General features: G+C 30.1%; 18 protein-coding genes and 1 pseudogene. 17 read left to right on the top strand and 2 right to left on the bottom strand.

The genetic code is table 11. The features are described from left to right. Positions 1-102 precede the first annotated feature (102 nt). Positions 103-980, top strand: a pseudogene (locus N456_RS18245) (IS5 family transposase). Between the two features lie 62 nt (positions 981-1,042). Here the strand turns inward: N456_RS18245 and N456_RS18240 are convergent. After that, complete coding sequence (locus tag N456_RS18240) at positions 1,043-1,660, bottom strand: matrixin family metalloprotease (RefSeq protein WP_148639375.1); 618 nt, start codon at positions 1,658-1,660, stop codon at positions 1,043-1,045. A gap of 760 nt (positions 1,661-2,420) precedes the next feature. Between N456_RS18240 and bcp the strand changes: the two genes are divergently transcribed. Next, entirely contained in the window at positions 2,421-2,870 is a 450-nt protein-coding gene (gene bcp, locus N456_RS18235) for a thioredoxin-dependent thiol peroxidase (protein WP_062060274.1), read from the top strand. 98 nt (positions 2,871-2,968) lie between these two features. Here the strand turns inward: bcp and N456_RS18230 are convergent, their stop codons facing one another. Continuing rightward, positions 2,969-3,613 carry a hypothetical protein gene (locus N456_RS18230; RefSeq protein WP_062060272.1) on the bottom strand — a complete coding sequence of 215 codons (645 nt, stop codon included), beginning with the start codon at positions 3,611-3,613 and terminating at the stop codon, positions 2,969-2,971. A 111-nt stretch (positions 3,614-3,724) separates the two neighbouring features. Between N456_RS18230 and N456_RS18225 the strand changes: the two genes are divergently transcribed. From N456_RS18225 to ilvD, 15 genes are all read left to right on the top strand, one after another. Beyond that, positions 3,725-5,062, top strand: a complete 1,338-nt coding sequence (locus tag N456_RS18225) for an aspartate kinase (RefSeq protein ID WP_062060608.1) — start codon at positions 3,725-3,727, stop codon at positions 5,060-5,062. A gap of 570 nt (positions 5,063-5,632) precedes the next feature. Further along, positions 5,633-6,376, top strand: coding sequence for a hypothetical protein (locus tag N456_RS18220; protein WP_062060270.1), 744 nt, complete (start codon positions 5,633-5,635; stop codon positions 6,374-6,376). 10 nt (positions 6,377-6,386) lie between these two features. Beyond that, on the top strand, positions 6,387-9,143 hold the full coding sequence (locus N456_RS18215) for a TonB-dependent receptor (RefSeq protein WP_062060268.1): 2,757 nt from the start codon (positions 6,387-6,389) through the stop codon (positions 9,141-9,143). Between the two features lie 23 nt (positions 9,144-9,166). After that, the gene (locus tag N456_RS18210) at positions 9,167-10,369 is read left to right on the top strand and encodes a DUF4249 domain-containing protein (protein ID WP_158447931.1); all 1,203 of its coding nucleotides are present in this window, start codon (positions 9,167-9,169) and stop codon (positions 10,367-10,369) included. A 105-nt stretch (positions 10,370-10,474) separates the two neighbouring features. Further along, on the top strand, positions 10,475-12,154 hold the full coding sequence (locus tag N456_RS18205; protein WP_148639374.1) for a hypothetical protein: 1,680 nt from the start codon (positions 10,475-10,477) through the stop codon (positions 12,152-12,154). A 95-nt stretch (positions 12,155-12,249) separates the two neighbouring features. Beyond that, a complete protein-coding gene (locus N456_RS18200) occupies positions 12,250-13,788 on the top strand; it encodes a YifB family Mg chelatase-like AAA ATPase (RefSeq protein ID WP_062060265.1) in 1,539 nt (512 codons plus the stop codon). 101 nt (positions 13,789-13,889) lie between these two features. Next, a complete protein-coding gene (locus N456_RS18195) occupies positions 13,890-15,017 on the top strand; it encodes a DUF2891 domain-containing protein (RefSeq protein ID WP_062060264.1) in 1,128 nt (375 codons plus the stop codon). After that, entirely contained in the window at positions 15,018-16,232 is a 1,215-nt protein-coding gene (locus N456_RS18190) for an Nramp family divalent metal transporter (RefSeq protein WP_062060263.1), read from the top strand. A 25-nt stretch (positions 16,233-16,257) separates the two neighbouring features. Next, a complete protein-coding gene (gene pxpA / locus N456_RS18185; RefSeq protein ID WP_062060261.1) occupies positions 16,258-16,983 on the top strand; it encodes a 5-oxoprolinase subunit PxpA in 726 nt (241 codons plus the stop codon). A gap of 10 nt (positions 16,984-16,993) precedes the next feature. Continuing rightward, the gene (gene pxpB / locus N456_RS18180) at positions 16,994-17,719 is read left to right on the top strand and encodes a 5-oxoprolinase subunit PxpB (RefSeq protein ID WP_062060259.1); all 726 of its coding nucleotides are present in this window, start codon (positions 16,994-16,996) and stop codon (positions 17,717-17,719) included. Next, positions 17,716-18,570, top strand: a complete 855-nt coding sequence (locus N456_RS18175; RefSeq protein ID WP_062060257.1) for a 5-oxoprolinase subunit C family protein — start codon at positions 17,716-17,718, stop codon at positions 18,568-18,570. The genes pxpB and N456_RS18175 overlap by 4 nt, the downstream gene beginning before the upstream one ends. Positions 18,571-18,895: 325 nt before the next feature. Beyond that, entirely contained in the window at positions 18,896-19,309 is a 414-nt protein-coding gene (locus N456_RS18170; protein ID WP_062060255.1) for a hypothetical protein, read from the top strand. A gap of 670 nt (positions 19,310-19,979) precedes the next feature. Then, positions 19,980-20,768, top strand: a complete 789-nt coding sequence (locus N456_RS18160; protein ID WP_062060251.1) for a sensor histidine kinase — start codon at positions 19,980-19,982, stop codon at positions 20,766-20,768. Between the two features lie 235 nt (positions 20,769-21,003). Further along, positions 21,004-21,651, top strand: coding sequence for a response regulator transcription factor (locus tag N456_RS18155; RefSeq protein ID WP_062060249.1), 648 nt, complete (start codon positions 21,004-21,006; stop codon positions 21,649-21,651). A 630-nt stretch (positions 21,652-22,281) separates the two neighbouring features. Then, positions 22,282-23,958 (top strand): dihydroxy-acid dehydratase, encoded by a 1,677-nt coding sequence (gene ilvD / locus N456_RS18150; RefSeq protein ID WP_062060247.1) that lies wholly within the window; start codon positions 22,282-22,284, stop codon positions 23,956-23,958. Positions 23,959-24,071: the final 113 nt, after the last annotated feature.

Below are 24,071 nucleotides of genomic sequence, written 5' to 3'. Positions count from 1 at the left end.
CTTTTTGTAAACCATTTTAAATTCAAAATGCCGTATGTTGACTCCGTTCTTTATTATGAAGTGATTTAAACTTTTTATAAGAAATAAAAAAGGGTTGTCGATATTTGCGTTACTACACGTAAAATATTTGAAAACAACCCATTATGTACACTGTACTAGACAAAGATACAATAGAAATGGAAATAGTTCCACTTTTACCAAAAACACAACGAGGTTTTCCACCGACGGTTCCGCTTGTTGAAATCATTAATGCGATACTTTATAAGCTCAAGACTGGGGTTCAATGGTATCAACTTCCGGTCAAAGCATTATTTGAACATCAAGCCATTACTTGGAATGCGGTCTACTACCATTATAGAAAGTGGTGTTTATCAGATATATTAAAGCATAGCTGGATTACATTCCTTAAGGCTCATAAAAAAGAGTTAGACCTTTCTAGTGTTGATTTAGACGGGAGTCATACGCCAGCTTTAAGAGGTGGTGATCAGGTAGAATATCAAGCTAGAAAGAAACGGAAGACTACCAATGCTCTCTATCTGACTGATAGACAGGGTTTGCCCCTTGCCATGAGCGAACCCGTATCTGGTAATCATAATGACCTTCATGATATTGAAGTACAGTTTGAAGTGGTTACAGCCACACTCGAACAAGCAGATATCTCAGTTCAGGGGATGTTTTTAAACGCTGATGCTGGATTTGATTCAAAAAATTTTAGACAAGCTTGTGATAAAAAAGAGATTAATGCCAATGTATGTTTTAACAAGCGAAACGGAAATACTCAAGATAGAGAAGAGTACTTTGACCAAGATTTATATGACCAACGTTATGCCGTAGAACGCACCAATGCTTGGATGGATAGCTTCAGATCACTATTAAATCGATTTGATACCACAACAGAAAGCTGGAAAGGTTTTAACTACCTAGCTTTCTTTGTTATAGCGCTGAAAAAAATCAAAAAAAGGAAAACTAAAAAAGTTTAAATCACTTCTATGTAAAAGATGACGTCATTACCATACGGCATTATAAACTTATATGAATGTAATTAATAGCTAGAATTTATTTTTTGAATAGATTCCTTCATTTTTTTTACTTGACTATCTAGAAATATGATTCTTGAATGAGAGTTGATTTGACACATAATATTATTTTCATCTGCATGATGAAATAAACCTAATGCATGCCCTATTTCATGAGGACAAGTAGTTTTGTATAAAAATTTATCAGTAATCAGCGCTCTTTGATTTCTGCCTAAACCAGCTATACCAATTGTATGGTCTCGTTTAATTATGTACATATTTACTCTGTCTTTTTTGTAAGATTCTTTTGTTTCCATAAAAAACACACTTGCTTCAGAGCCTCGATTATCTCTAAGATCATAAAGTTCTTTATTAATAAGAGTTCTTGTTTCTCCTAATATAAATCCTATGTTATATCTGTGAAAAAATCTACCATTAAGATGATTAATCAAATCCATTTCATTAAGATTATAAATAGATTGATTTATTTGAGTAGACGGAAGAACATAGATAATATCTATTTTGATAGTTTTTTCTGGATTATCAATAAATATCAATTTGGGATTTAAAGGAATTTGATCATCATCTGCTGCAGTACAGCAAATAAATAGGCATGCTAATGCCATGATTTTAAGTAGGTTCATTTTATTTGGGGGTTTGGGGGTTTAGGGGTTTTGAGGTTGTTGATTAATGTTCTTCATGGCAGAAGTATTTCTTCTTACCATGAAGAACAAGGTCTTATCGAGATAACACTGATCTTTCTCTGATTCTCTTGAAGTAGGTGTTCATGAGACGAGAAATACTATAGTATTATCAAAAAAAATTAGGTGTTGATGAAGATTTTTGCATAATATGTTGGTTTTATATTTTCCAAAACTATATGTTCTTTTATATAAAAACTATGATATTTATCATGTTTAGATTAAATATTTTTTTCTGCGTTCAGATTTTTAATGTGTTGATTGTAACAGTTTTTTAGAAGGATGAATACATCGCTTATCAACATAATGACATCAGATATTATGAAAACTAATATGAATATAAAATAACTCATTTTTGAAGATGGAAAGGACTGTATTTTAGTATGATGTTTAACTAAAAATATTTATTTGCGAATAGTTTTCTTAATAATCATGGATGAGGTTGCATCGTAAAATATAATTAATACGAATGGGGGGTAAAAAAACAAAGACTTCTGACGTATCTATGTTGAGTTTTATAGATCTATATTTTCTTAATATATTACAAGAAATAATATTTTGAAATTTCATAATTTACGTTACATTTATGGTAACTAAATCATAAAAAAAATAGGAGTTAGAAGTTTTATATTTATTTAGTGATGAGAGATACTATATTTTCTCATTTTGTATGCTTCTAAATCATGTATAATTTAAATATATAATGACAACATTAAAAATAGGAGATAAAGCTCCTAGCTTTTCGGCATTAGATCAAGATGGGAATACAATTACTTTAAATGATTATCAAGGAAAAAAATTAGTTGTTTTTTTCTATCCTAAAGCTAGTACACCAGGATGTACTGCGGAAGCCTGTAACCTTAGAGATCATTATCAAACTTTTCAGAATCAGGGATATGAGATTATTGGGGTAAGTGCTGATAGTGCTAAAAGACAACAAAATTTTAAAAATAAATATGAATTACCTTATCCGCTATTAGCAGATGAAGATAAAAAAGTAATTGAAGCTTTTGGTGTATGGGGACCAAAAAAATTTATGGGTAAAGAATATGATGGAATCCATAGAACTACTTTTGTCATTGATGAAAAAGGAATGATATCAGAGATTATTCTTAAGGTAAAAACAAAAGATCATACAGCACAAATATTATAGTTATATTTTAACTATATGAGTTATAAAAATGCTGCTTATTCAAGTAAATAAGCAGCATTTTTATGTTTTTGAATATAAAAATACAAACGAGTTCAAACTTAATTTTCTTTTATCTCGTTCATTAACAAAAAAGCTTTGTTTACATATTCTTTTTCTAAGAATAAAGTAAAATAATTTGAAGTAGAGATAATTTCAAATACAGGAATGCCTTCATACGCTAATAATTTAAAAAGATAGAAGTATAAACCGACTGCTTTAGAATTATCTTCTGGAAGTGCGATAGAAATCGAGGATAAATTATCAGTAACAGAAATACATGTTTCATTTTTAAAATGTTTTTCTACAGTGTGTTTAAGAGATGAAGTAACTAATATGTTGCTTTCTTGAAAATTGCTAGAATATGTAAAATATGCTTTAGCTTCATTTTTTACACTTTCTAAAAGATTACTCTGGCTGTTTAGGATACTATTAGAATTTAAAAATGTATATTCTGTTATACCAGATCTTACTACAATATCTCCCAGGTTTTTTAAATTATCAATATGTTTTATTCGTCTGGGGTAGTAGCGTCTTAATGCCATTACAATTGAACCAGGTTTAACTGGCTTTTTCATAATTCTTTCTACTTTGGGTAATAAATCAACAGCTAATGAACTAAAATTTATAATATCTCTAGATAATGCATCTTCTAGAAACGGTTGATGCCTTAGTATGTTATGCACACAATCTGTGATTGTTTTCATTGTTATATATTTAACTTTCTGTGCAAATTTATGTTTTTATTTTTAAAATATTTACTATTTGTAGGTTATTAACTAATTATGCAATATGTTAAAATAATAAAATCAAGATTGATGAGAGTTTTAAAATTTGGAGGTACATCGGTAGGATCTGTTGAAAATCTTAATAGAGTAAGAGAAATTTTGACTTCTGATCAAGACGATAAAATTGTAGTTTGCTCTGCCATGTCGGGAGTAACAGACCAGTTAGTTCGACTAGTAGAAAATATAAGATTTAATGATACGGATGCTATTACTAGAAATCTACATAAGCTAGAAAGTAAACATACAGATGTTATAGATACACTAATAGAAGACCAAGAGATAAGAAATACACTTAAAGATGGTGTATCTATTATGATTACAGAAATGTTTGAAATATCTAGTCAGGAGTATTCAGAAATTATAAATTCTAAAATTATTACTTACGGAGAAACATTGTTAACATATATTTTCTCTGGTTTTCTAAATTCAGTAGGAATCACTAATGTATTATTAGATGCAAAGGAGTTTATGCATGTAGATGTTATTGAAAACCCTAATCTAGATAAGGTTGGTAATAAACTAAAAGCAATATTAAAAAGTAAAGAACAATCTTCATTATATATTACCCAGGGGTTTGTATGTAAAAATGAAAAAGGACAAATCAGTCATCTAAAAAGGGGAGGTAGTGATTATACTGCTACAATTATTGGGGCAGCATTATATGCCTCAGAAGTACAGATATGGACAGACATCGACGGATTACATAATAATGACCCTAGATATGTTGATGATACACATCCAATTTCACACCTTACCTACAATGAAGCAGCAGAATTAGCTTATTTTGGAGCTAAAATTCTTCATCCACAAACAGTTTCTCCTGTAGTAGGTAAAGATATCCCTGTATTATTAAAAAACACTTTTGATCCAGAAGCTTCTGGAACTGTAATTTCTAATAAAACATATAAAAAAGGATTAAAAGCGATTTCAGCAAAAGATGGGATTACCGCTATTAAGATTAAATCCAATCGAATGTTAATGGCACATGGATATCTAAGAAGAATTTTTGAAGTATTTGATAATCATAATACTTCGATAGATATGATTACAACATCAGAGATTGCAATATCATTAACAATTGATAATATAAATAATTTAGATAAAATTATTAAAGAAATAGAGGCTTATGCTGAGATAACAGTAGAACAAGATCATAGTATTATCTGTATTGTAGGAGAATCTGTTATTAATGATAAGAATTCATATAAATTATTCGAAATATTAAATTATATACCTGTACGTATGGTTTCTTATGGAGGGAGTAATAATAATATTTCTCTTTTGGTAGATACTAAGGATAAAATACCAACATTAAGATTTTTAAATGAAAAACTGTTTCAGACTCAAAAAAAAGAAGCAGTTGTATAGTGTTTGTTATGTATTTGTACATAAAACTAAGTAGGGTGTAATCTTTTTAATAATATCTAAATATTCCCAGTAAAGATATCCCCTACTTTTTTAAATATCTTCTCTCTATTATATATAACCTATAGTTTTGTACACAATAAGAATATTGAATGCTTAATATTTAACAAGGCGAAGATGGAACAGAGTTCCTGAATATCTCAAAAAAGTCTAATAACTTCATTATTATTTACAAAAAAGAAAGTGACAAATTCACAGTGTAAGGGAGTTATTATAAAATATCTATAAAATTAACCTAGATAATATGTTAATAGCGTAAAAGATGACTTTGTGAAAAATAAATGTGCTACCAATTTTTTTGTATCATGAAATTTATGTTACATTAGTTACGTAATTAGTGTGCACTTTTTTAATCTACTACTTAAAAAAACACACTTACATGTTTATCATGATATAAGTAAAATAAATATTTATACCATGATAAACATTCATAGAAGGACGCTATATAATTAATGATTTAGTTACAACTTCTATATTTAACCTATCTATATTATAATTATTGATATAAAAACAATGAAGAAAAAAAACAATGTTTTAGTTGTTCTACTTTTTTTATTTATGCTAAATCCTATATTTTTTTATAGCCAATCAACCTATGATATACCAGCATATTATAATTGGTTTGATACTGTAGTAGGAAGTAATACCTCGGGTTTATATAATGGGGTTTTATATGAAGAAGAGTATATTGTAAAAAATGATAGATATAGGTTTTTTATCTCAAATGATTTTATGAAAGGAACCATTAAATATGATGAACAATCTTATTTCGATTTATCGCTTAAATATGATGTCTATGGAGATGAGGTTTTAGTAAAATTACAAGATGGATTTGGAGAAGTGGTATTACAACTCATAAAAAATAAAATAGATAATTTTACTATTAATAATCACCAATTTTATAGAATCCATACCAAAAAGATAGAAGAGGTTGCTGATATTGGTTTTTATGAGGTGCTTGTAAAGAATACTTCTTTTATACTTTATAAGAAACATAAAAAGAATAAAAAACAACGCTTAGAAAATAAAAAAATGTCTTATGAGTTTTTTGATAAGCATATCTATATTCTTTTTTATAACGATCTATACTACAGAATTAAAAGTCAAAAAGATATAACCAACATATTTCCTGACTACAAGGAAACTATAAATTTATATTATAAAAAAGATAGTCGATCAATTCAAAAATCTGATTTAGATACTTTTCTTACCACTTTATTAAAACGGATAGATACATTAATCATGGAGAAAAAATAATTAAAAAAGAATGAGAGTTTTTTTAGTCATCATTTTATTTCTCAATGTATATTGGGTTTCAGCTCAAAAAGATACAAAAAGAATAACAATAACATTTGATAATGTTACTATAGAAGAAGCATTACATCAGATAGAAGCAATAACAAGTTTTCGTTTTTATTATGTTAGAGCGTGGTTAGATGATGTTCCGTTAATTTCAGGAACATACACTGATGTTTTAGTAACGACAATAGTAGAACAGCTTCTTAAAAGATCAATACTTAATTATTATGTGTTAACAGAAAAAGAAATTGTATTAACACGTAATACTATTATATATGATAAACTCCCAGATCATTTTTTTAATCGATCTAAAGAAGTTGTAAAAGATAGCACTATTGCAATCAATCCATTATTTTATTTAGGGAATGAAACATCGAAGAAGAAAATAATAATAAAAACATACAGGATAGGAAAAGAAGTAAAAAAGGATAGAAAAGAATATTATACGCTTACTGGGTATGTAAAATATTTAAGAACAGGTAAGCCTATTTCTAATGTGGCACTAATCGTTAAAGGGAAGAATATAGGTGCTGAAACAAATGCTAAAGGTTTTTATAGTATAGAGTTACCTGTAGGATTAAATTATATAGAAACAAGTTCTCTAGGAGTAGAGGATTCTCGACAAAGAGTGATTATATATAATGATGGACAATTAGACCTTTATTTAAGTGAAAGTTTAGAAGCATTAGAAGAAGTGCTTATAAAAACTAATGCAGATAAAAATGTAAAAGAAGTGACTACAGGAACAGAAGAGATAGACGTAGAAGAATCAAAGAATATTCCTTTAGTTTTAGGAGAAAGAGATGTATTAAAAGTAGCCACCACATTACCAGGTATAACTACAAGTGGAGAAGGAGCATCAGGATATAATGTAAGAGGAGGTAAAGCTGATCAGAATCTTACCTTACTTGATGATGGTGTTATTTATAATCCTCAGCATTTTTTCGGAATATTTTCAGCTTTAAACCCGTTTGCAGTAGGGAGTGTTAATATATATAAAGGAAGTATTCCAGCAGAGTATGGAGGTCGATTATCTTCTGTTTTTAATCTAAAAACAAAAAATGGGAATACAGAAAAATTCTCAGGAGAAGCTTCGATAGGACCAGTAACGGGTAACATAGCTATAGAAATTCCTGTTATTAAAAATAAATCTTCTTTAATGATAGGAGGAAGAGGTACATATTCTGATTGGATCTTAAAATCTCTTGATGAAGAAAAACTAAAAAATAGTAAAGCATCATTTTATGATCTTATAGCTAAATATCACTATAAGATTAATGATGATAATAATATTCAGGCAACAGGATATTACAGTAGTGATGTTTTTAGTGTAACCTCAGATTCTTTGTTTAACTATAGTAATAGATTACTATCATTAAAATGGAATCATAGATTTAATGATAAAAATAGTGGAAGTTTATTGCTAACTAACAGTAAGTATAATTTTGGGATTAAGTATGAAGGAAAATCAAACAATGATTTTGAGCTAGGGTATGATATTAATGAAACAGAATTGAAGCTAAAAATGAATTATCTATATAGTTCTAAATATAAATTTAATTATGGATTTTCTAGTAAGTTATATGAAGTACACCCAGGAAGTATAAAGCCAAAAGGAGCTAAATCTATTACAGAAAGTTTGGCTATTCCTAAAGAAAGAGCTTTAGAGTCAGCAGTATTTGTTGAGGGAAAATTTGATATTAGTAAAAAGCTATCATTTAATCTTGGAATCAGATATTCATTATATGCAGTATTAGGAGAATCAGAACAACGAATATATGATAACCCTAAGAGCGAGAGTACAATAAAAGAGACATTGTCTTTTGATACTAATGAGGTTGTTAAAACATATCAGAGCCCTGAAATAAGAGCATCAGGAAGGTATTTACTTGCATCTGACTTATCAATTAAAGCTGGTTATAATAATTCATTTCAATATATTCATACATTAACTAATAATACAACAGCATCCCCTACTGATATATGGAAGGTTTCTGATATAAATATAAAACCTCAGCAAGCTAGTTTATATTCATTAGGAGTATTTAAAAATCTAAAAGATGACATCTATGAACTTAGTATTGAAGGCTATTATAAAAAGATAAAAAATATTCTCGATTATAAAGTAGGGTCTCAGTTGCTACTTAATAAAACTGTTGAAACAGAAGTATTGCAAGGACTCGGAAAAGCATATGGAGTAGAGTTTTTAATAAAGAAAAATAAAGGAAAACTAAATGGTTGGTTAGGGTATACCTATTCTCGTTCTTTTACTAAATTGGATAGTAAATTTAGTGAAGAAAGAGTAAATGGAGGGGATTATTTTCCATCTAATTTTGATAAACCACATGACATAAGTTTAGTAGCAAATTATAAATTTACAAAGCGTTTTAGTTTTTCTACTAATTTTGTTTATCAAACAGGGAGACCTGTAACATTTCCTGTTGGAAGTTATATCTTACAGAGAGAAAAATATGTGTTATATAGTGATCGTAATGAATTTAGAATCCCAGATTATTACCGCTTAGATATAGGTTTTAATATAGAAGGAAACCATAAGAAGAAGAAAAAAGCACACAGTTTTTGGAGTATTTCTGTATACAATGTTTTAGGTAGAAATAATCCGTTTTCCGTATTTTTTGTAACAGAAGAAGGAGAAATTAAAGCATATCAAAGCTCTGTTTTTTCAATTCCAATACCTACAATTACATATAATTTTAAGTTTTAATGTATGTATCACAATTTATTAACATGAGATTTAGAAAAAAATATCAAATTTTTATAGCAGTCGTTATCAGTTGTATTACTCAAGGATGTGTCGAGTCTTATGATTTCGAAACCGAAAAACGAGAAAGTATATTGGTTATAGAAGCTAGACTAACTAATGAGCTAAAAAAACATGAGATTTTAGTCTCTCGTTCATTTCAGTTAAAAGAAGAAGTGCCTTATGATACAGATGTTCCCTTTGCAGAAGCTAATGCAGTTGTTAAAATAACTGATGATCAACAAAACGAATTTATTTTTAAAGAAACATCACCTGGTAAATATATATCACTTATCGAATTTAAAGCCGTCTCTAACAGAAAATATACCTTATCAATCACCACAAGTAATGCCAATACATACCTCTCTAGTCCTATGGTTTTGACTGCAGAAGCTCAGATAGATAAAATGTACTTTTCTCGTACAACAAATGATAACGGTCTTGATGGAATAGGTGTTTTTATAGATAGTTATAATCCAGAAGGAACTTCTGTATTTTATAAGTATGAGTATGAAGAAACTTATAAAATTGTAGCTCAGTATTGGGGACGTTTTGATATTGTGATTAATCGAAATGCTCAAGGTGCTCCAGCGGGAGTATCTCTTGTGCAAAAAAACAAGGAAGAACAAGAGTGTTATATTACTAAGAAATCTAATGAAATTATTATAGGTAATACAAATGATTTAAGCGAAGATAGGTTAGTAGGAGTTCCGATCCGATTTATAGAAAGAAGGCATCATAGTGCAACATATCGATATAGTATTTTGGCAAAACAATATGTACAGTCTAAGGAAGCTTATACATTTTATGAAACATTAAAAAAATTCTCTTCGGTGGATGGTGATTTATTTTCTCAAATTCAACCAGGCTTTTTCGAAGGAAATATTTTTTCAGAAAATAATCCTAATGAAAAAGTGGTAGGTTTCTTTGATGTTGCCGCAGTTTCATCAAAAAGAATATATTTTAACTATCAAGATATTTTTCTAGGTGATTCTACTTCTTTTTATGTTATTGATTGTGTTACTAAAGAATACCTAAATGTTGGGGCAGATTTGTATAAAGCAATCGAACGAGGAGATAAACTTTATAGTTTTAACCCACTTTCAGGGAGTTATAAAATGGTAGTAAAAGGATGTGGTGATTGTACAGTTTTTGGTAATAATATTGCTCCTGATTTTTGGGAGGATTAATTTTTTATGATAATGAATATACTAGTATATATTATTTCTTTTTTTTGTTGTATATATATTGTGCAGGGACAAACTGTAGTTAATGAAAACTCAGATATCAGTAAGATGATAGATATACTCCCCAAGGAACACATTTTTATACACCATAATACAACACTGTTATTCTCTGGAGAATATCTGTACTATAAAGTCTACTGTATTGATTTAAAAACTCAAAAGAAAAGTTACTTAAGTAAAATTGCTTATGTAGAGTTAGTAGGAGAGGATAAAAAAACTGTTTTTAGGCATAAAATAAGATTAGAAGAAGGGCATGGACAAGGTGATTTTTTTATTCCAGTAGCAGTCGCATCAGGTAATTATAAACTGATAGGATATACACAATGGATGAAAAATGAAGGACTTTCTAGTTTTTTTCAAAGCGATATTAATATTATTAACCCATATCAAAGACTTCAAAAGGAAAAAAAATTAAATGATAATAATCAATCTACTAATAACCTTCTTAAGGATGTAATCTATGAGAGTGATGATGAGAACGTACAACTAGTTGTTAATGCTAAGAATAATACTAAAAGATCAGCTGTATCAGTACTGGTAAAAAGCTTGAAGAAATCTTTGAGCTATGGAAATTATTCTCTTTCAGTTAGAAAAATTGACACCATATTAATTCCTTCTAAGCATACCGCAAAAAAAAACTCAGAACAGTATAAGAAAACAGAAATAAACTATACAAAAGAAGTAAAGCAGCATTTTTTTACCCCCGAGTTACGTGGAGAGTTGATTTATGGAAAAATAAAATCAAAAACCCCAGATTTTAAAGAATCTAATAAAAAAATAGTAATATCTATACCTGAAGAAGAGCAATATCAGCTTAAAATTGCAACAACAGATAAAAAAGGTTTTTTTAAATTTAATTTAGATAAAAAATATAGTGGAAGTCAAGCTTTAATTCAAGTTTTAGGAGATGAAAAACAGCAATATGATATACAACTTCATAGACCTAAAGACATAGATTACTCTAACCTTATATTTAATACATTTACGATTACTCCCCAAATGAAAGATATGATTCTAAAACGGAGTATATATAACCAAATAAATAATGCATATTTTTCTGTAAAACCTGATACTATTAAGCCGTTCAAAAAAGCAACTCCTTTTTATGGAGATGATATAGAAGTATATAACTTAGATGAATATACTAGATTTCCTACTGTAAAAGAAACAATAGTAGAAATTATTGATAATGTTTGGATAGATAAAACAAGAAAAGGAAAAGAAGTTTTTAAAGTACGTAGAAAAAATTATTCAGCATATAATAAAGTTGATTTATTGCCTTTAGTTATTATAGATGGTCTTATGATTCAAGACCATAATGATTTAATAAATTATAACCCTAAAAAGATAAAAAGAATAAAATTATCTAGAAAGAAATATTTTTATGGATCACATATGTTTTTAGGAGTCATTGATTTAGAAACCGTAGATAAAGATTATTATAGAAAGAAAACAAGTAACAACATTCATACTATAGAATTATTTAAACCATTACCTGAAAAAAAATATTTTTATCAAAAATATAATGAAACTATAACGTCTAGTACAGATCGAATTCCCGACTTTAGACAGCAATTATTGTGGATTCCTGATTTTATACTTGATAAAGAAGAAATAAAGATTGATTTCTTTACCTCTGATAATATAGGAGACTATGAGATTAGTTTAGAGGGTTTTACTAATGAAGGAGTACCTGTGTCTACACAAACTGTAATTACTGTAGAGTAGTTTTTTTTAAGTTTTTATACTTCCCTATACAAAATACCAGTTTCATTTTTTAAAACTCATAGTTCTTATGTTTGTATATACACAAAACATAAGATATGCTTATAAAAGTTTTTGGGAGTGCTGTTTTTGGAGTTGAGGCTACATCTATTACAGTCGAAGTTAATATTGATAAAGGGATAGGGTATCACCTTGTAGGTTTGCCAGATAATGCCATACGAGAAAGTAGTTACCGTATTGCAGCAGCATTACAAAACAATGGCTATAAACTACCCGGAAAAAAGATTACAATTAATATGGCTCCTGCAGATTTAAGAAAAGAAGGCTCGGCATACGATCTTACCTTAGCTTTAGGGATTCTTGCTGCAAGCTCTCAGATTAAAGGAAAGGAGATTTCTGAATATTTAATAATGGGAGAACTATCCTTAGACGGGAGTTTACAGCCTATAAAAGGAGCATTGCCCATTGCAATTAAAGCAAGAGAAGAAGGATTCAAGGGATTTATACTTCCTAAGCAGAATGCTAAAGAAGCAGCAATAGTCGATAATTTAGAAGTTTACGGAGTAGATAACATCAAAGAAGTTATTGATTTTTTTGATGAAAAAGGAATATTAGAACCCACTATAGTTGATACCAGAGAGGAATTTTATACAGCGCTAGACAATCCAGAGTTTGATTTTGCAGATGTAAAAGGACAAGAAAGTATAAAACGATGTATGGAAATAGCTGCTGCTGGAGGGCATAATATAATTCTAGTAGGCCCACCAGGAAGTGGGAAAACAATGATAAGTAAAAGACTACCAAGTATTTTACCTCCAATGTCATTGCAAGAAGCTTTAGAAACTACAAAAATACATAGTGTAGTAGGGCGTATCAAAGATCATGTAGGACTTATGGCACAACGCCCTTTCCGTAGCCCTCATCACACGATATCAAATGTGGCATTAGTAGGTGGAGGGAGTTATCCACAACCAGGAGAAATATCTTTGTCACACAATGGAGTTTTGTTTTTAGATGAGTTACCCGAATTTAAGAGAGATGTGTTAGAAGTGATGCGACAACCCTTAGAAGATAGAGAAGTAACCATATCAAGAGCCAAGTTTACCGTAACCTACCCATCTAGTTTTATGTTGGTTGCTAGTATGAATCCTAGCCCTGGAGGATATTTTAATGACCCTAATGCACCAGTGACCTCTTCCCCTGCAGAGATGCAACGCTACCTCAGTAAAATATCAGGACCTCTATTGGATAGAATAGATATTCATATTGAAGTTACTCCTGTGCCCTTTGATAAATTGAGTGAAGAACAAAGAGGAGAATCGAGTGTAGAGATAAGAAAGAGAGTCATTGCAGCTAGAGAGATTCAAACACACAGATTTGAAACCTTATCTACGATTCATTATAATGCACAGATGGGAGTAAAGCAAATAAGAGAACATTGTGCATTAGATATAAACTCAAAAGAGTTGTTAAAAACTGCCATGGAACGCTTACATCTTTCTGCTAGAGCATATGATCGTATTCTTAAAGTATCAAGGACTATTGCTGATTTAGAAGGAGTTGAACTTATACAAGGTGACCATATTTCAGAAGCAATACAATATCGTAGTTTGGATCGTGACGGTTGGTTGGGCTAACTAGCATAGATTTTATAAACTATTCTCTGTTGTTATTAACAATGTGTATAAGATATTTTAAGAAATTAATATTTTAGAGAGGTAAATTCTAAATATTGATTATGTATCGAATACTTTTTTTTCTTTTGATAGCTATTTTTTTTGGCTGCAATGATAATTTGAAAACCAGAGAAGTAGCTTCAGAAAAAGCGAAAAAACAAAAAAATGATACCCCTATAGAGGAACCCTTAAGGCTTACAATAAAACATGCAAATACATTAGCAGAGCTTCCTTTAGCATGTTTACAAGTAGAATACCCTAATAAGTTAGGGCAAACTTTAGGAAGAAAAGAGAATATAGGAGAACCACATGAGTTACATCCTGCATTTTATGGTTGTTTTGACTGGCATTCTTCAGTTCACGGGCATTGGTCATTAATAAAACTTTTGAAAAACTTCCCTAATCTAGAAAAGAAAGAAGAAGCAACAGCGAAACTACTTCAAAATATCTCTAAAGAAAATATAGCAATAGAAATAGCATACTTTAATGAAAAGCATAATAAATCATATGAGAGAACATATGGTTGGGCTTGGTTGCTTAAACTAGCAGAAGAATTGCATACATGGGATAATCCTTTGGCTAGAGAGTTAGAACAAAACTTACAACCTCTAACAGCTATTATTGTTCAGAGGTATATTGATTTTTTACCAAAATTAAAATACCCTATACGAGTAGGAGAACATACGAATACAGCTTTTGGGCTATCCTTTGCATGGGATTATGCTAATGTTGTAGGAAATCAAGAATTGAAATCACTTATTGAAACTAGAGCAAGAGAATTTTATCTCCATGATAAAAAATGTCCGATAGAGTGGGAGCCTAGCGGTTATGATTTTTTATCTCCATGTTTTGAAGAAATAGATATCATGAGAAGAATATTAAGTAAAGAAGAGTTTGATGGTTGGATATCTGATTTTATGCCTCAGCTTAACGCTAAAAACTTCACAATTGCAGTAGGAGAAGTATCTGATCGTACAGATGGTAAATTAGTCCATCTAGATGGACTTAATTTTAGTAGAGCATGGGTGTTATATGGATTAGCAAAACAATATAAAGAATATACCCACCTTTTTTCTATTGCAAATATGCATGTAAACTATTCTCTACCTAATCTAGTAGGAGATAGTTATGAAGGAGGGCATTGGTTAGGATCATTTGCCATTTACACATTAGATATTAATAGAAAATAGATGAAGAAGTTTTTTAATATAGGACCAGGGACGTGGGTAACTGCTGCTTTTATAGGACCAGGTACCGTAACCGTCTGTACATTAGCAGGAGTACAGTTTGGGTATTCACTACTATGGGCACTAGTACTATCGATTATTTCTTGTATTGTTTTGCAAGAAATGGCAGCACGATTAGGAGTAGTTACCCAAAGAGGATTAAGTGAGGTATTAAAATCTCAATTCGATAATAAAATTATAAGAGGGATTCTTATAGCATTGATATTATCAGCTATTTTTATTGGTAATGCAGCCTACGAGGCAGGTAATATTAGTGGAGGAGTATTAGGGATATCTACAATTCTAGAATCCACAGAAGGAGTTAGTAGTATTCCAAAAGGATATCTAAGTATGGGGATAGGTATAATTGCTTTTATACTCTTGTACATAGGTAACTATAAGGTTTTAGAACGAAGTCTTATTGTACTCGTATTATTAATGAGTATTGCTTTTATAGTAACTGCTATAGTAACAAAACCAGATATCTCGATGCTTTTTAAGGGATTTGTACCCGATTTTTCAGTAGATAATGTACTTACAATTGTAGGGTTAATAGGAACTACCGTTGTTCCGTATAACCTCTTTTTGCATGCATCTATCGTTAGTGAAAAATGGAAATCTACAGAAGACTTGCCAGAAGCAAAAAAAGATACTATTGTCGCTATAATCCTAGGAGGAGTAGTATCTATGGCAATTATTGTTGCTGGAGCAGCAATACAAGAAACAGAAGTCAATAATGCTGCTGATTTAGCAAAAGGACTAGAGCCAGTTTTTGGCTCAGTTGCAAAATACGTATTATCTATAGGCTTATTTGCAGCAGGAATTACTTCGGCAATTACAGCACCTTTAGCAGCTGCTTACGTAGTAAAAGGATGTTTAGGTTGGAAAAAAGGACTGAAAAGTAAATCGTTTAGAGCAGTATGGATGTTTATTCTTTTGTTAGGAGTTATATTCTCTTCTTTAGATATAAAATCAATAGTGATTATTCGATTTGCACAGATTGCAAACGGACTTCTTTTACCTGTAATAGCAACTTTTCTTTTATGGGTAATGAATCAGCAAAATATATTAGGTAAATATACCAATACTTGGAGACAAAATCTCATAGGAGTTTTTATCCTGATTATAACTTGTTTTTTAGGGTTTAAAGGGATCTGGAAAGTAATTCAGAGTTTGTAAGAATATAAAAAAATAATGTAGGAATATGAGGGAAATTATTCTTAATGCAGATGTAGGAGAAGAAGCAGGGTTTGATAAAGAAATCATGCCTTATATTTCATGGTGTAATATTGCATGTGGGAGTCATGCAGGCAATGAAAAAATAATCCAAAAAACCATTCAGATGGCGATTGATCACGATGTGAAAATTGGAGCACATCCATCATATCCAGATCAAGAAAATTTTGGTAGAGCTAAGATGAATATGCCACATAAAGATTTAGTAAAAACAATAACAGAGCAAATTCAGCTAGTAAAATTTTATACAGAAAAAGCAGGAGCAAAACTACATCATGTAAAACCACATGGAGCACTTTATAATACAGCCGTCGTAGATGAGAAAGTAGCTTGTTCAATTATTGAATCTGTAAAAAATGTCGATAGAAGTTTGATTTTAATTACTTCGTGTAATTCAAAATTGTCTTACCTTAGTGATAAAGATTTAGAAGTAAAGCATGAAGTTTTTGCGGATCGTAATTATAATAAAGATTTAACATTAGTCTCTCGGTTAGAGAATGATGCGGTATTGACAAATCCAAGAACTGTATTTCAGCATGTCTTAAAAATGGTTTCTGAAGGAAAAGTAGTAACTAGGGAAGAGGAAGAGTTACCGATTTTTTTTGATACGATATGTGTTCATGGTGATAATCCAAAATCGGTTCATATTTTAAAATATTTGTATACTGAATTTTTAAGTTTAGGCTTAATGTAACGAGGGATTTATGAAATATGAATTGCAATATAAAAGATATTCTGAGAAAACAATTTTAATAGAATGGCCTTCAGGAATAGATAAAAATACCCTTCATGATTTACTTTTGTATAAAAAATCAATAGAGTCTTTTTATGATAAATTGATTGTTGAGGTAGTAGTTGGATATAACTCATTATTAGTTCTTTATACCTTAGCTATAGAGGATATTTATAGTAGTATTTTTGAATTGAAATCGATATATGATTCCAAAAATGAAAATGTAGTTTTAAAAAACAAACTTTGGAAAATTCCGGTTTGTTATTCACTGTCTCTTGCATCGGATTTAAAAGAGTTTTCAGAAAGTAAATCACTTACAATAGATGAAGTGGTAACTTTGCATACTACTCCATTTTATACAGTTTATTTTATTGGTTTTTTACCTGGGTTTTTATATCTAGGAGGTTTAGATTCCCAGTTACAGATGGCTAGAAAAACAACACCTTCTTTAAGTGTAAAAAAAGGATCAGTGGCAATCGGAGGAAATCAGACAGGAGTATACCCTATAGATAGTCCTGGTGGTTGGCATGTGATAGGAATGTCTCCAATAGATTTTTTTAAACCTAGTGTAGAAGAATGTTGCTTCATCTCTTCAGGAGATGTTGTTCAGTTTATATCGATAGAAGAACAAGAATATAACGCTATAAAATCTGATGTGATAAGTGGTAAGTATATTCCAAAATCTATATCAATATGATAGGAGAAGTTAAAATATTAAAACCTGGTTTTTGTACTACCATACAAGATAAAGGGCGGTTTGGTTTTTCTAAATTTGGGATACCTAAAAGCGGTGCAATGGATCAAATGTCCTATAATTTTGCTAATCTATTGTTAGATAATGATGAAGATGACGCTTGTATAGAATGGGTGTTACAACCACCAGTTTTGCAATTTTTAAGACCAACAATAATCTCTTTAACAGGAGCTAGTGTTGATGCCTTTTTGAATGATAAACCAGTCGAAATGTATCACCAAATCAGAGTATTCAAAAATGATGTTTTAAATTTTTCATTTTGTAAGAATAAAATGTATGGTTATGTAGGAGTAAAGAGCGGTTTTTTAACACCTATAGCTTTTGGGAGTAGATCATATTATAAGTCAATAACGAATGATTATATCCTAAGAGTTAATGAATATTTAGAGTATTATAGTACGGTGAAGTACAGAGAGCAGTTTTCAACTATTTCAGCACCTATGGATGATTCAAACTCTGGTGAGTTATCAGTTTATAAAGGTGCTGATTTTGATACACTATCAGCTTCTCAAAAATCAATGCTAATAAATTCATCTTTTACGGTTTCTAAAACGATTAGTAGAATGGCGATTCAATTAGAAGAAAAAATACCAAATTCAATAGCTTCTATACTGACATCTCCAGTATTACCAGGTACAGTACAGTTGACCCCTTCGGGTGCATTAATTGTATTAATGAGAGATTGTCAAACCACAGGAGGATATCCTCGTGTTTTACAATTAACAGAATCGGCGATTAATAGTATAGCACAAATGAGAATGGGTGAAAAAATTAATTTTAGAATTGTTAACTGATGAAGTGCTAAAAAAAGCAGATTCCTTTTGTATTTTAAAATAGTATATATTGGTAATTTAGTAGCGCGTTCTTTTGATTTTTATACAGAATTAAGTGAGTTTTTGCTAGTTATAAGGGATGGGGGATAAAATCCCCTTATAATAGCAGGGGGAAAGTCCCCTGGTTAATTATTTTTGTCATTATGGAGTTAGTTTTAATGAATTGATTTTAAGTATATTATGGTGTTTTTTTTGTTTTTGTTTTTATTATAAAGGTAGAGGATATTTGCTTTGCACATCGTTTTTTGAATATATTAGCGTTTATTAACATAAACAAAGCATAGTTATGGGAAAAAAGTTACCAAAGTGGAGGAAAAAACCTGAAAAATGTATTACTGTAGAGCGAGCAAAAGAGCTTCAGAAAGCATGGTGCGATACTAGAACACCAGAGATCGATAAATGTTTAGGGTTTGAAGATACCAGAGAATTTTATTGGAGTGTTAAGGAATTAAAGCAATATCTTAAATATGTAAAAAAAGAATCTAGGAAGCAAGGGATTAAAAATCCAGGAATTAGAGTTTATTTTGGAGCCTACCCTAAAGAAGAATGTAAAATGGATAGAGGGTATGCTACCGTATTTTTGGCACCTGCAGGAGCACCCGAAGGCGAGCAAGGGAAAGGAGGGGCTAACGAACCAAATAATTATAGTATAGCTCCTTATAATGGTGGTGGAGCAGGTAATCCTCCTTTCTTTTATTAAAAATGTTTTTAGCTATAATAAATATAGTAGAATTAATGGCTGCTATTGTAGGAGCTATATATATAACAAAATATCGAGTTGATAATTTAACTCGATATTTTGTTTATTTTCTTTGGATTACAGTATTTGTAGAGGTTGTGTTTGGGTGGTTTACGGTTTGTATTTATCATTTTGAAAGTTTTTCATTTTTTAAAGGAACATTTTTAGAGAAAAATAATTATCCAATTTATAATTTGTATTATATAGTGAGTTTTGCTTTTTATATTTTTTATTTTCGGAATTATTTTAAAAAAAAAGAGTTTATTGTAAGCTCGAATTTAATGATTCTATTGTATGTGGTTGGAAGTGTTGTAAGTTTGTTTTTAACTGATGCATTTTTTTTACGAGTATCATCTTTTATATATATAGTTGGCTCAATCTTAATATTTTTAGGCGTGATATTTTATTTCTTTGAAATATTTAAAAGTGATAAAATTTTAACTTTTTACAAGTCAATTACTTTCTATGTCTCTATAGGGGCAATAATATTTCATCTTAGTGTAACCCCAATTTTTATTTATGGTTCGTATTATAGTAATTCTAAAGATCCTGAATTTGTTCAGATTTATAAGATTATTTTGACTGTAGCAAATATTTTTATGTATACTTGTTATACTATAGGTTTTATAATATGCTCGCGAAAGAACAAATCTTATTAATTATTTATTTTACTGTTATCATTCTCTTTTTTTTGGTATTCGGTATTATATTTTTTATTGCTTTTCAGCGTAGAAAAAATAAATTAATTTTTGAAAAGCATAAAGCAGAACAGCGTTATGAAGATGAAATTTTTAAATCGCGGATAGAGATCCAAGAACAAGCGCTTAAAAATGTAAGTTGGGAGTTGCATGATAATATTGGTCAATTGTTATCTACAGCAGTAATGCAAATCAATATTATGGGAACTTCTATCGATCAGAAAACAGCAGAATCATTACAAGATGTTCGAAAATTAGTAGGAGATAGTCTCCAAGAGATACGTAGTTTATCTAAAACCCTAAATCATGAGGTGATTCAGAATGTAGGATTAGAGAAGTCTATTAGCGTGGAGCTCAAACGTTTTGAGAAACTTAATTTTTTAACTCCTTCTTTAGTGGTAATTGGTGAAGAAATATACATTAATCCTAAAGATGAAATTATTTTATATCGTATTATTCAAGAGTTTTTCTCTAATACAATTAAACATGCAGAAGCTTCTACTCTGGATGTAGAACTAAAATATACGTCAGATGCACTACATATAAAAATCCAAGATGATGGAGTAGGCTTTGATATGAAATCCGTTCAGTCAAATTCTGGGTTATTAAACATGAAAAGTAGAGCTGCTCTAGTAAAAGCAACACTAGATTATAAGTCCGCATTAGGAAAAGGAGTTGTACTTACCTTATCCTATCCTATAGTACATAAAGAACGAATTTAATACATTTGTATAGAAAATAATAAGTCTAAAAATTTGCTAATATTAGTAAGGTATTCTTGATCTTATTAGAAATTAGCTACATTCGCTTAATAATTGATACTAATTAGTATTACCAGTTTAACTTTAAAAACCTATATCATATAGAAAAGCAGTTATTTTTTTATTACTACTACTTTAAAATGAAGTTGTAAGATATAAAAGTGAAATGCTATTATAAAGCAAATGTTTGTAAGCTATGAAAAAGAAGACTATAGTTATTGTTGATGATCATTTGCTATTTGCACAATCATTAGAGAGTTTAATTTCAAAACTTGAAGAATATCAAGTATTAGCTATTTTAAAAAATGGTAAAGAACTTGTGCAGTATTATACACATAAAAGAAGAATACCGGATCTTGTATTATTAGATATAAAAATGCCGGTAATGGATGGTGTGCAAACAATGCGATGGCTTAAAGAAAACCGACCTATGCAAAAAGCATTGGCTTTAACAATGGAAGATGATGAAGATACTATTATCAGAATGATTAGACTGGGAGCAAAAGGATATTTACTAAAAGATATCCATCCTGATAACTTTGAGTTTGCGATGAAAATGGTTATAGATCAAGGTTTTTTCTATTCTGGTAAAATAGAAAGTGCATTAAAAAACTCAGATGATCATCTTGCATATAGAAACTTAGAAGAAAAATTAACAGAAAGAGAACGAGTGTTTTTAAAACATGCATGTACCGAACTTACGTATAGAGATATTGCTGTAGAGATGGGGGTAAGTCCTAAAACAGTAGAGAATTATAGAGTAGCGGTATTTAAAAAACTAGAAGTGAAAACTAGAATAGGCGTTGTTATTTATTGTATAAAGAATAAACTTCTTAATATATAATAATTTTTTATAAACATGTTTTCGATTTTTTATTATATTAGCGCTATAAATGAATAGAATACATACACATGTCATTAGTATTGAGGTAATTATTTTACCTCAATAAGGGATATAATTGATATAATAGATACAATATTAAAAATCCCTTTACGTAAGTAGAGGGATTTTTTTTATAATACATACAATCAAATTTTGATTTTATTTAAAGAAAAATCAGAATCTAATTTTAAAATTAGTGCAGTATAAAGTTATATAATGAGAATAAGTAGCAACATAATTATCAATGTCATTAGTAATATTATTGTGATTATTTCACCATAATGAAGGGATATTGATATACTATAATTAGATACAACTCCCTTCATATAATGAAGGGTTTTTTTTTGATCAATAAATAAATGTTCATAAAAAAAAAGAATAGTGATTGTAAATATTTTGAATGTAATTAGTTGGTTGTAAGTGTTTTAAAAGATTAATGTTGTTTTTGAATGTTGTAAGATTGTTAAATGATATGTAATTTTTTTCAACTAACAAGGTAGCTTTATACTGTTACTTGTTTGTAATGTTATAAATAGTTTAAAATAAAGGTTAAAATTTTATATAATTCGTAAAAAAAATATCTAGAATAAGATGAGCATCAATAAATATAGTAAACAAGTGACTCAGGATGATACGCAGCCTGCCGCACAGGCAATGCTTCATGCTATTGGTTTGAGTGATGAAGACTTTAAAAAGCCATTAGTAGGAATTGCTAGTACAGGTTATGAAGGGAATCCATGTAATATGCACCTTAATGATCTTGCAAAATTAGTAAAAAAAGGAACTATATCAGAAGATGTAGTAGGGCTTATATTTAATACGATTGGAGTAAGTGATGGAATTTCTATGGGAACACCAGGAATGCGTTTTTCATTACCATCAAGAGATGTAATTGCAGATTCTATGGAGACTGTAGTTCAGGCAATGTCTTATGATGGAATGGTAACTGTTGTAGGTTGTGATAAAAATATGCCTGGAGCTTTGATGGCAATGCTTAGGTTAAATCGTCCTTCGATTTTAGTATATGGAGGAACTATAGCTTCTGGATGTCATGAAGGAAAAAAATTAGATGTAGTTTCTGCCTTTGAAGCTTGGGGAGAAAAAGTAGCCGGTACAATTACACAAAAAGAATATAAAAGTGTTATAGAGAAAGCATGTCCAGGAGCAGGTGCTTGTGGAGGAATGTATACTGCAAATACAATGGCTTCTGCAATTGAAGCATTAGGGATGTCATTACCATATAACTCATCAAATCCAGCAATAAGTAAAGATAAAGAAGAAGAAAGTATTCAGGCAGGACGTGCTATGCGATTACTGTTGGAGAAAGATATAAAGCCCAAAGATATTGTAACTAAGAAATCATTAGAGAATGCTATTCGATTAGTAACAATATTAGGAGGATCAACTAATGCCGTATTACACTTTTTGGCAATAGCCAGAGCTGCAGATGTAGATTTTACCTTAGCAGATTTTCAAAGAATTAGTGATGACACTCCTTTTTTAGCAGATTTAAAACCAAGTGGTAAATATTTGATGGAAGATGTACATGAGGTAGGAGGAATTCCGGCAGTATTGAAATACCTATTAAAAAAAGGTTTATTACATGGAGATTGTTTAACTGTTACCGGAAAGACAATAGCAGAAAATCTATTAGACATTCCAGACCTTACCGAGGGGCAAGATGTGATAAGACCTATAGAAAACCCGATTAAGAATACAGGACATCTTAGAATTATGTTTGGTAATCTGGCAGAAGAAGGATGTGTTGCAAAAATTACGGGAAAAGAAGGGTTACGTTTTCAAGGAAAAGCTAAAGTTTTTAATGGAGAGTATGCCGCTAACGATGGGATTAGAGATGGTGAAGTGGAAAAAGGAGATGTTGTTGTAATACGATATGAAGGACCAAAAGGAGGACCAGGAATGCCAGAAATGTTAAAACCTACCGCAGCAATTATGGGAGCAGGGTTAGGAAAAGATGTAGCCTTGATTACAGACGGAAGATTTTCAGGAGGAACACACGGGTTTGTTGTTGGACATATAACTCCAGAAGCACAAGAAGGAGGTCTAATAGCATTAGTAGAAGATGGAGATATCATAACAATTGATGCCGAAACAAATACAATAACAGTAGCTATTGATCAAGCTGAAATTGAAAAAAGAAAAAACTTATGGGTTCAACCAGAATTAAAATTTACTAAAGGAGTATTGTATAAATATGCACATACAGTATCATCTGCATCCCAAGGGTGTGTAACAGATGAATTTTAAAATATCTAAAACTAATGTTTTAGATGAATTATATGACTCTAATTTGTATTAGAATCTAAAAAAATATTCTAGCACTTTGATGCTGGCAACCAATAAAATATCATTCTGATGTA

The sequence above is a fragment of the Aquimarina longa SW024 genome (genome assembly GCF_001401755.1).
In the GTDB taxonomy this organism is placed as follows: Bacteria; Bacteroidota; Bacteroidia; order Flavobacteriales; family Flavobacteriaceae; genus Aquimarina; species Aquimarina longa.
Note: the sequence above shows the minus strand (reverse complement) of the source record. Positions and strands in the feature narration are given on the sequence as shown.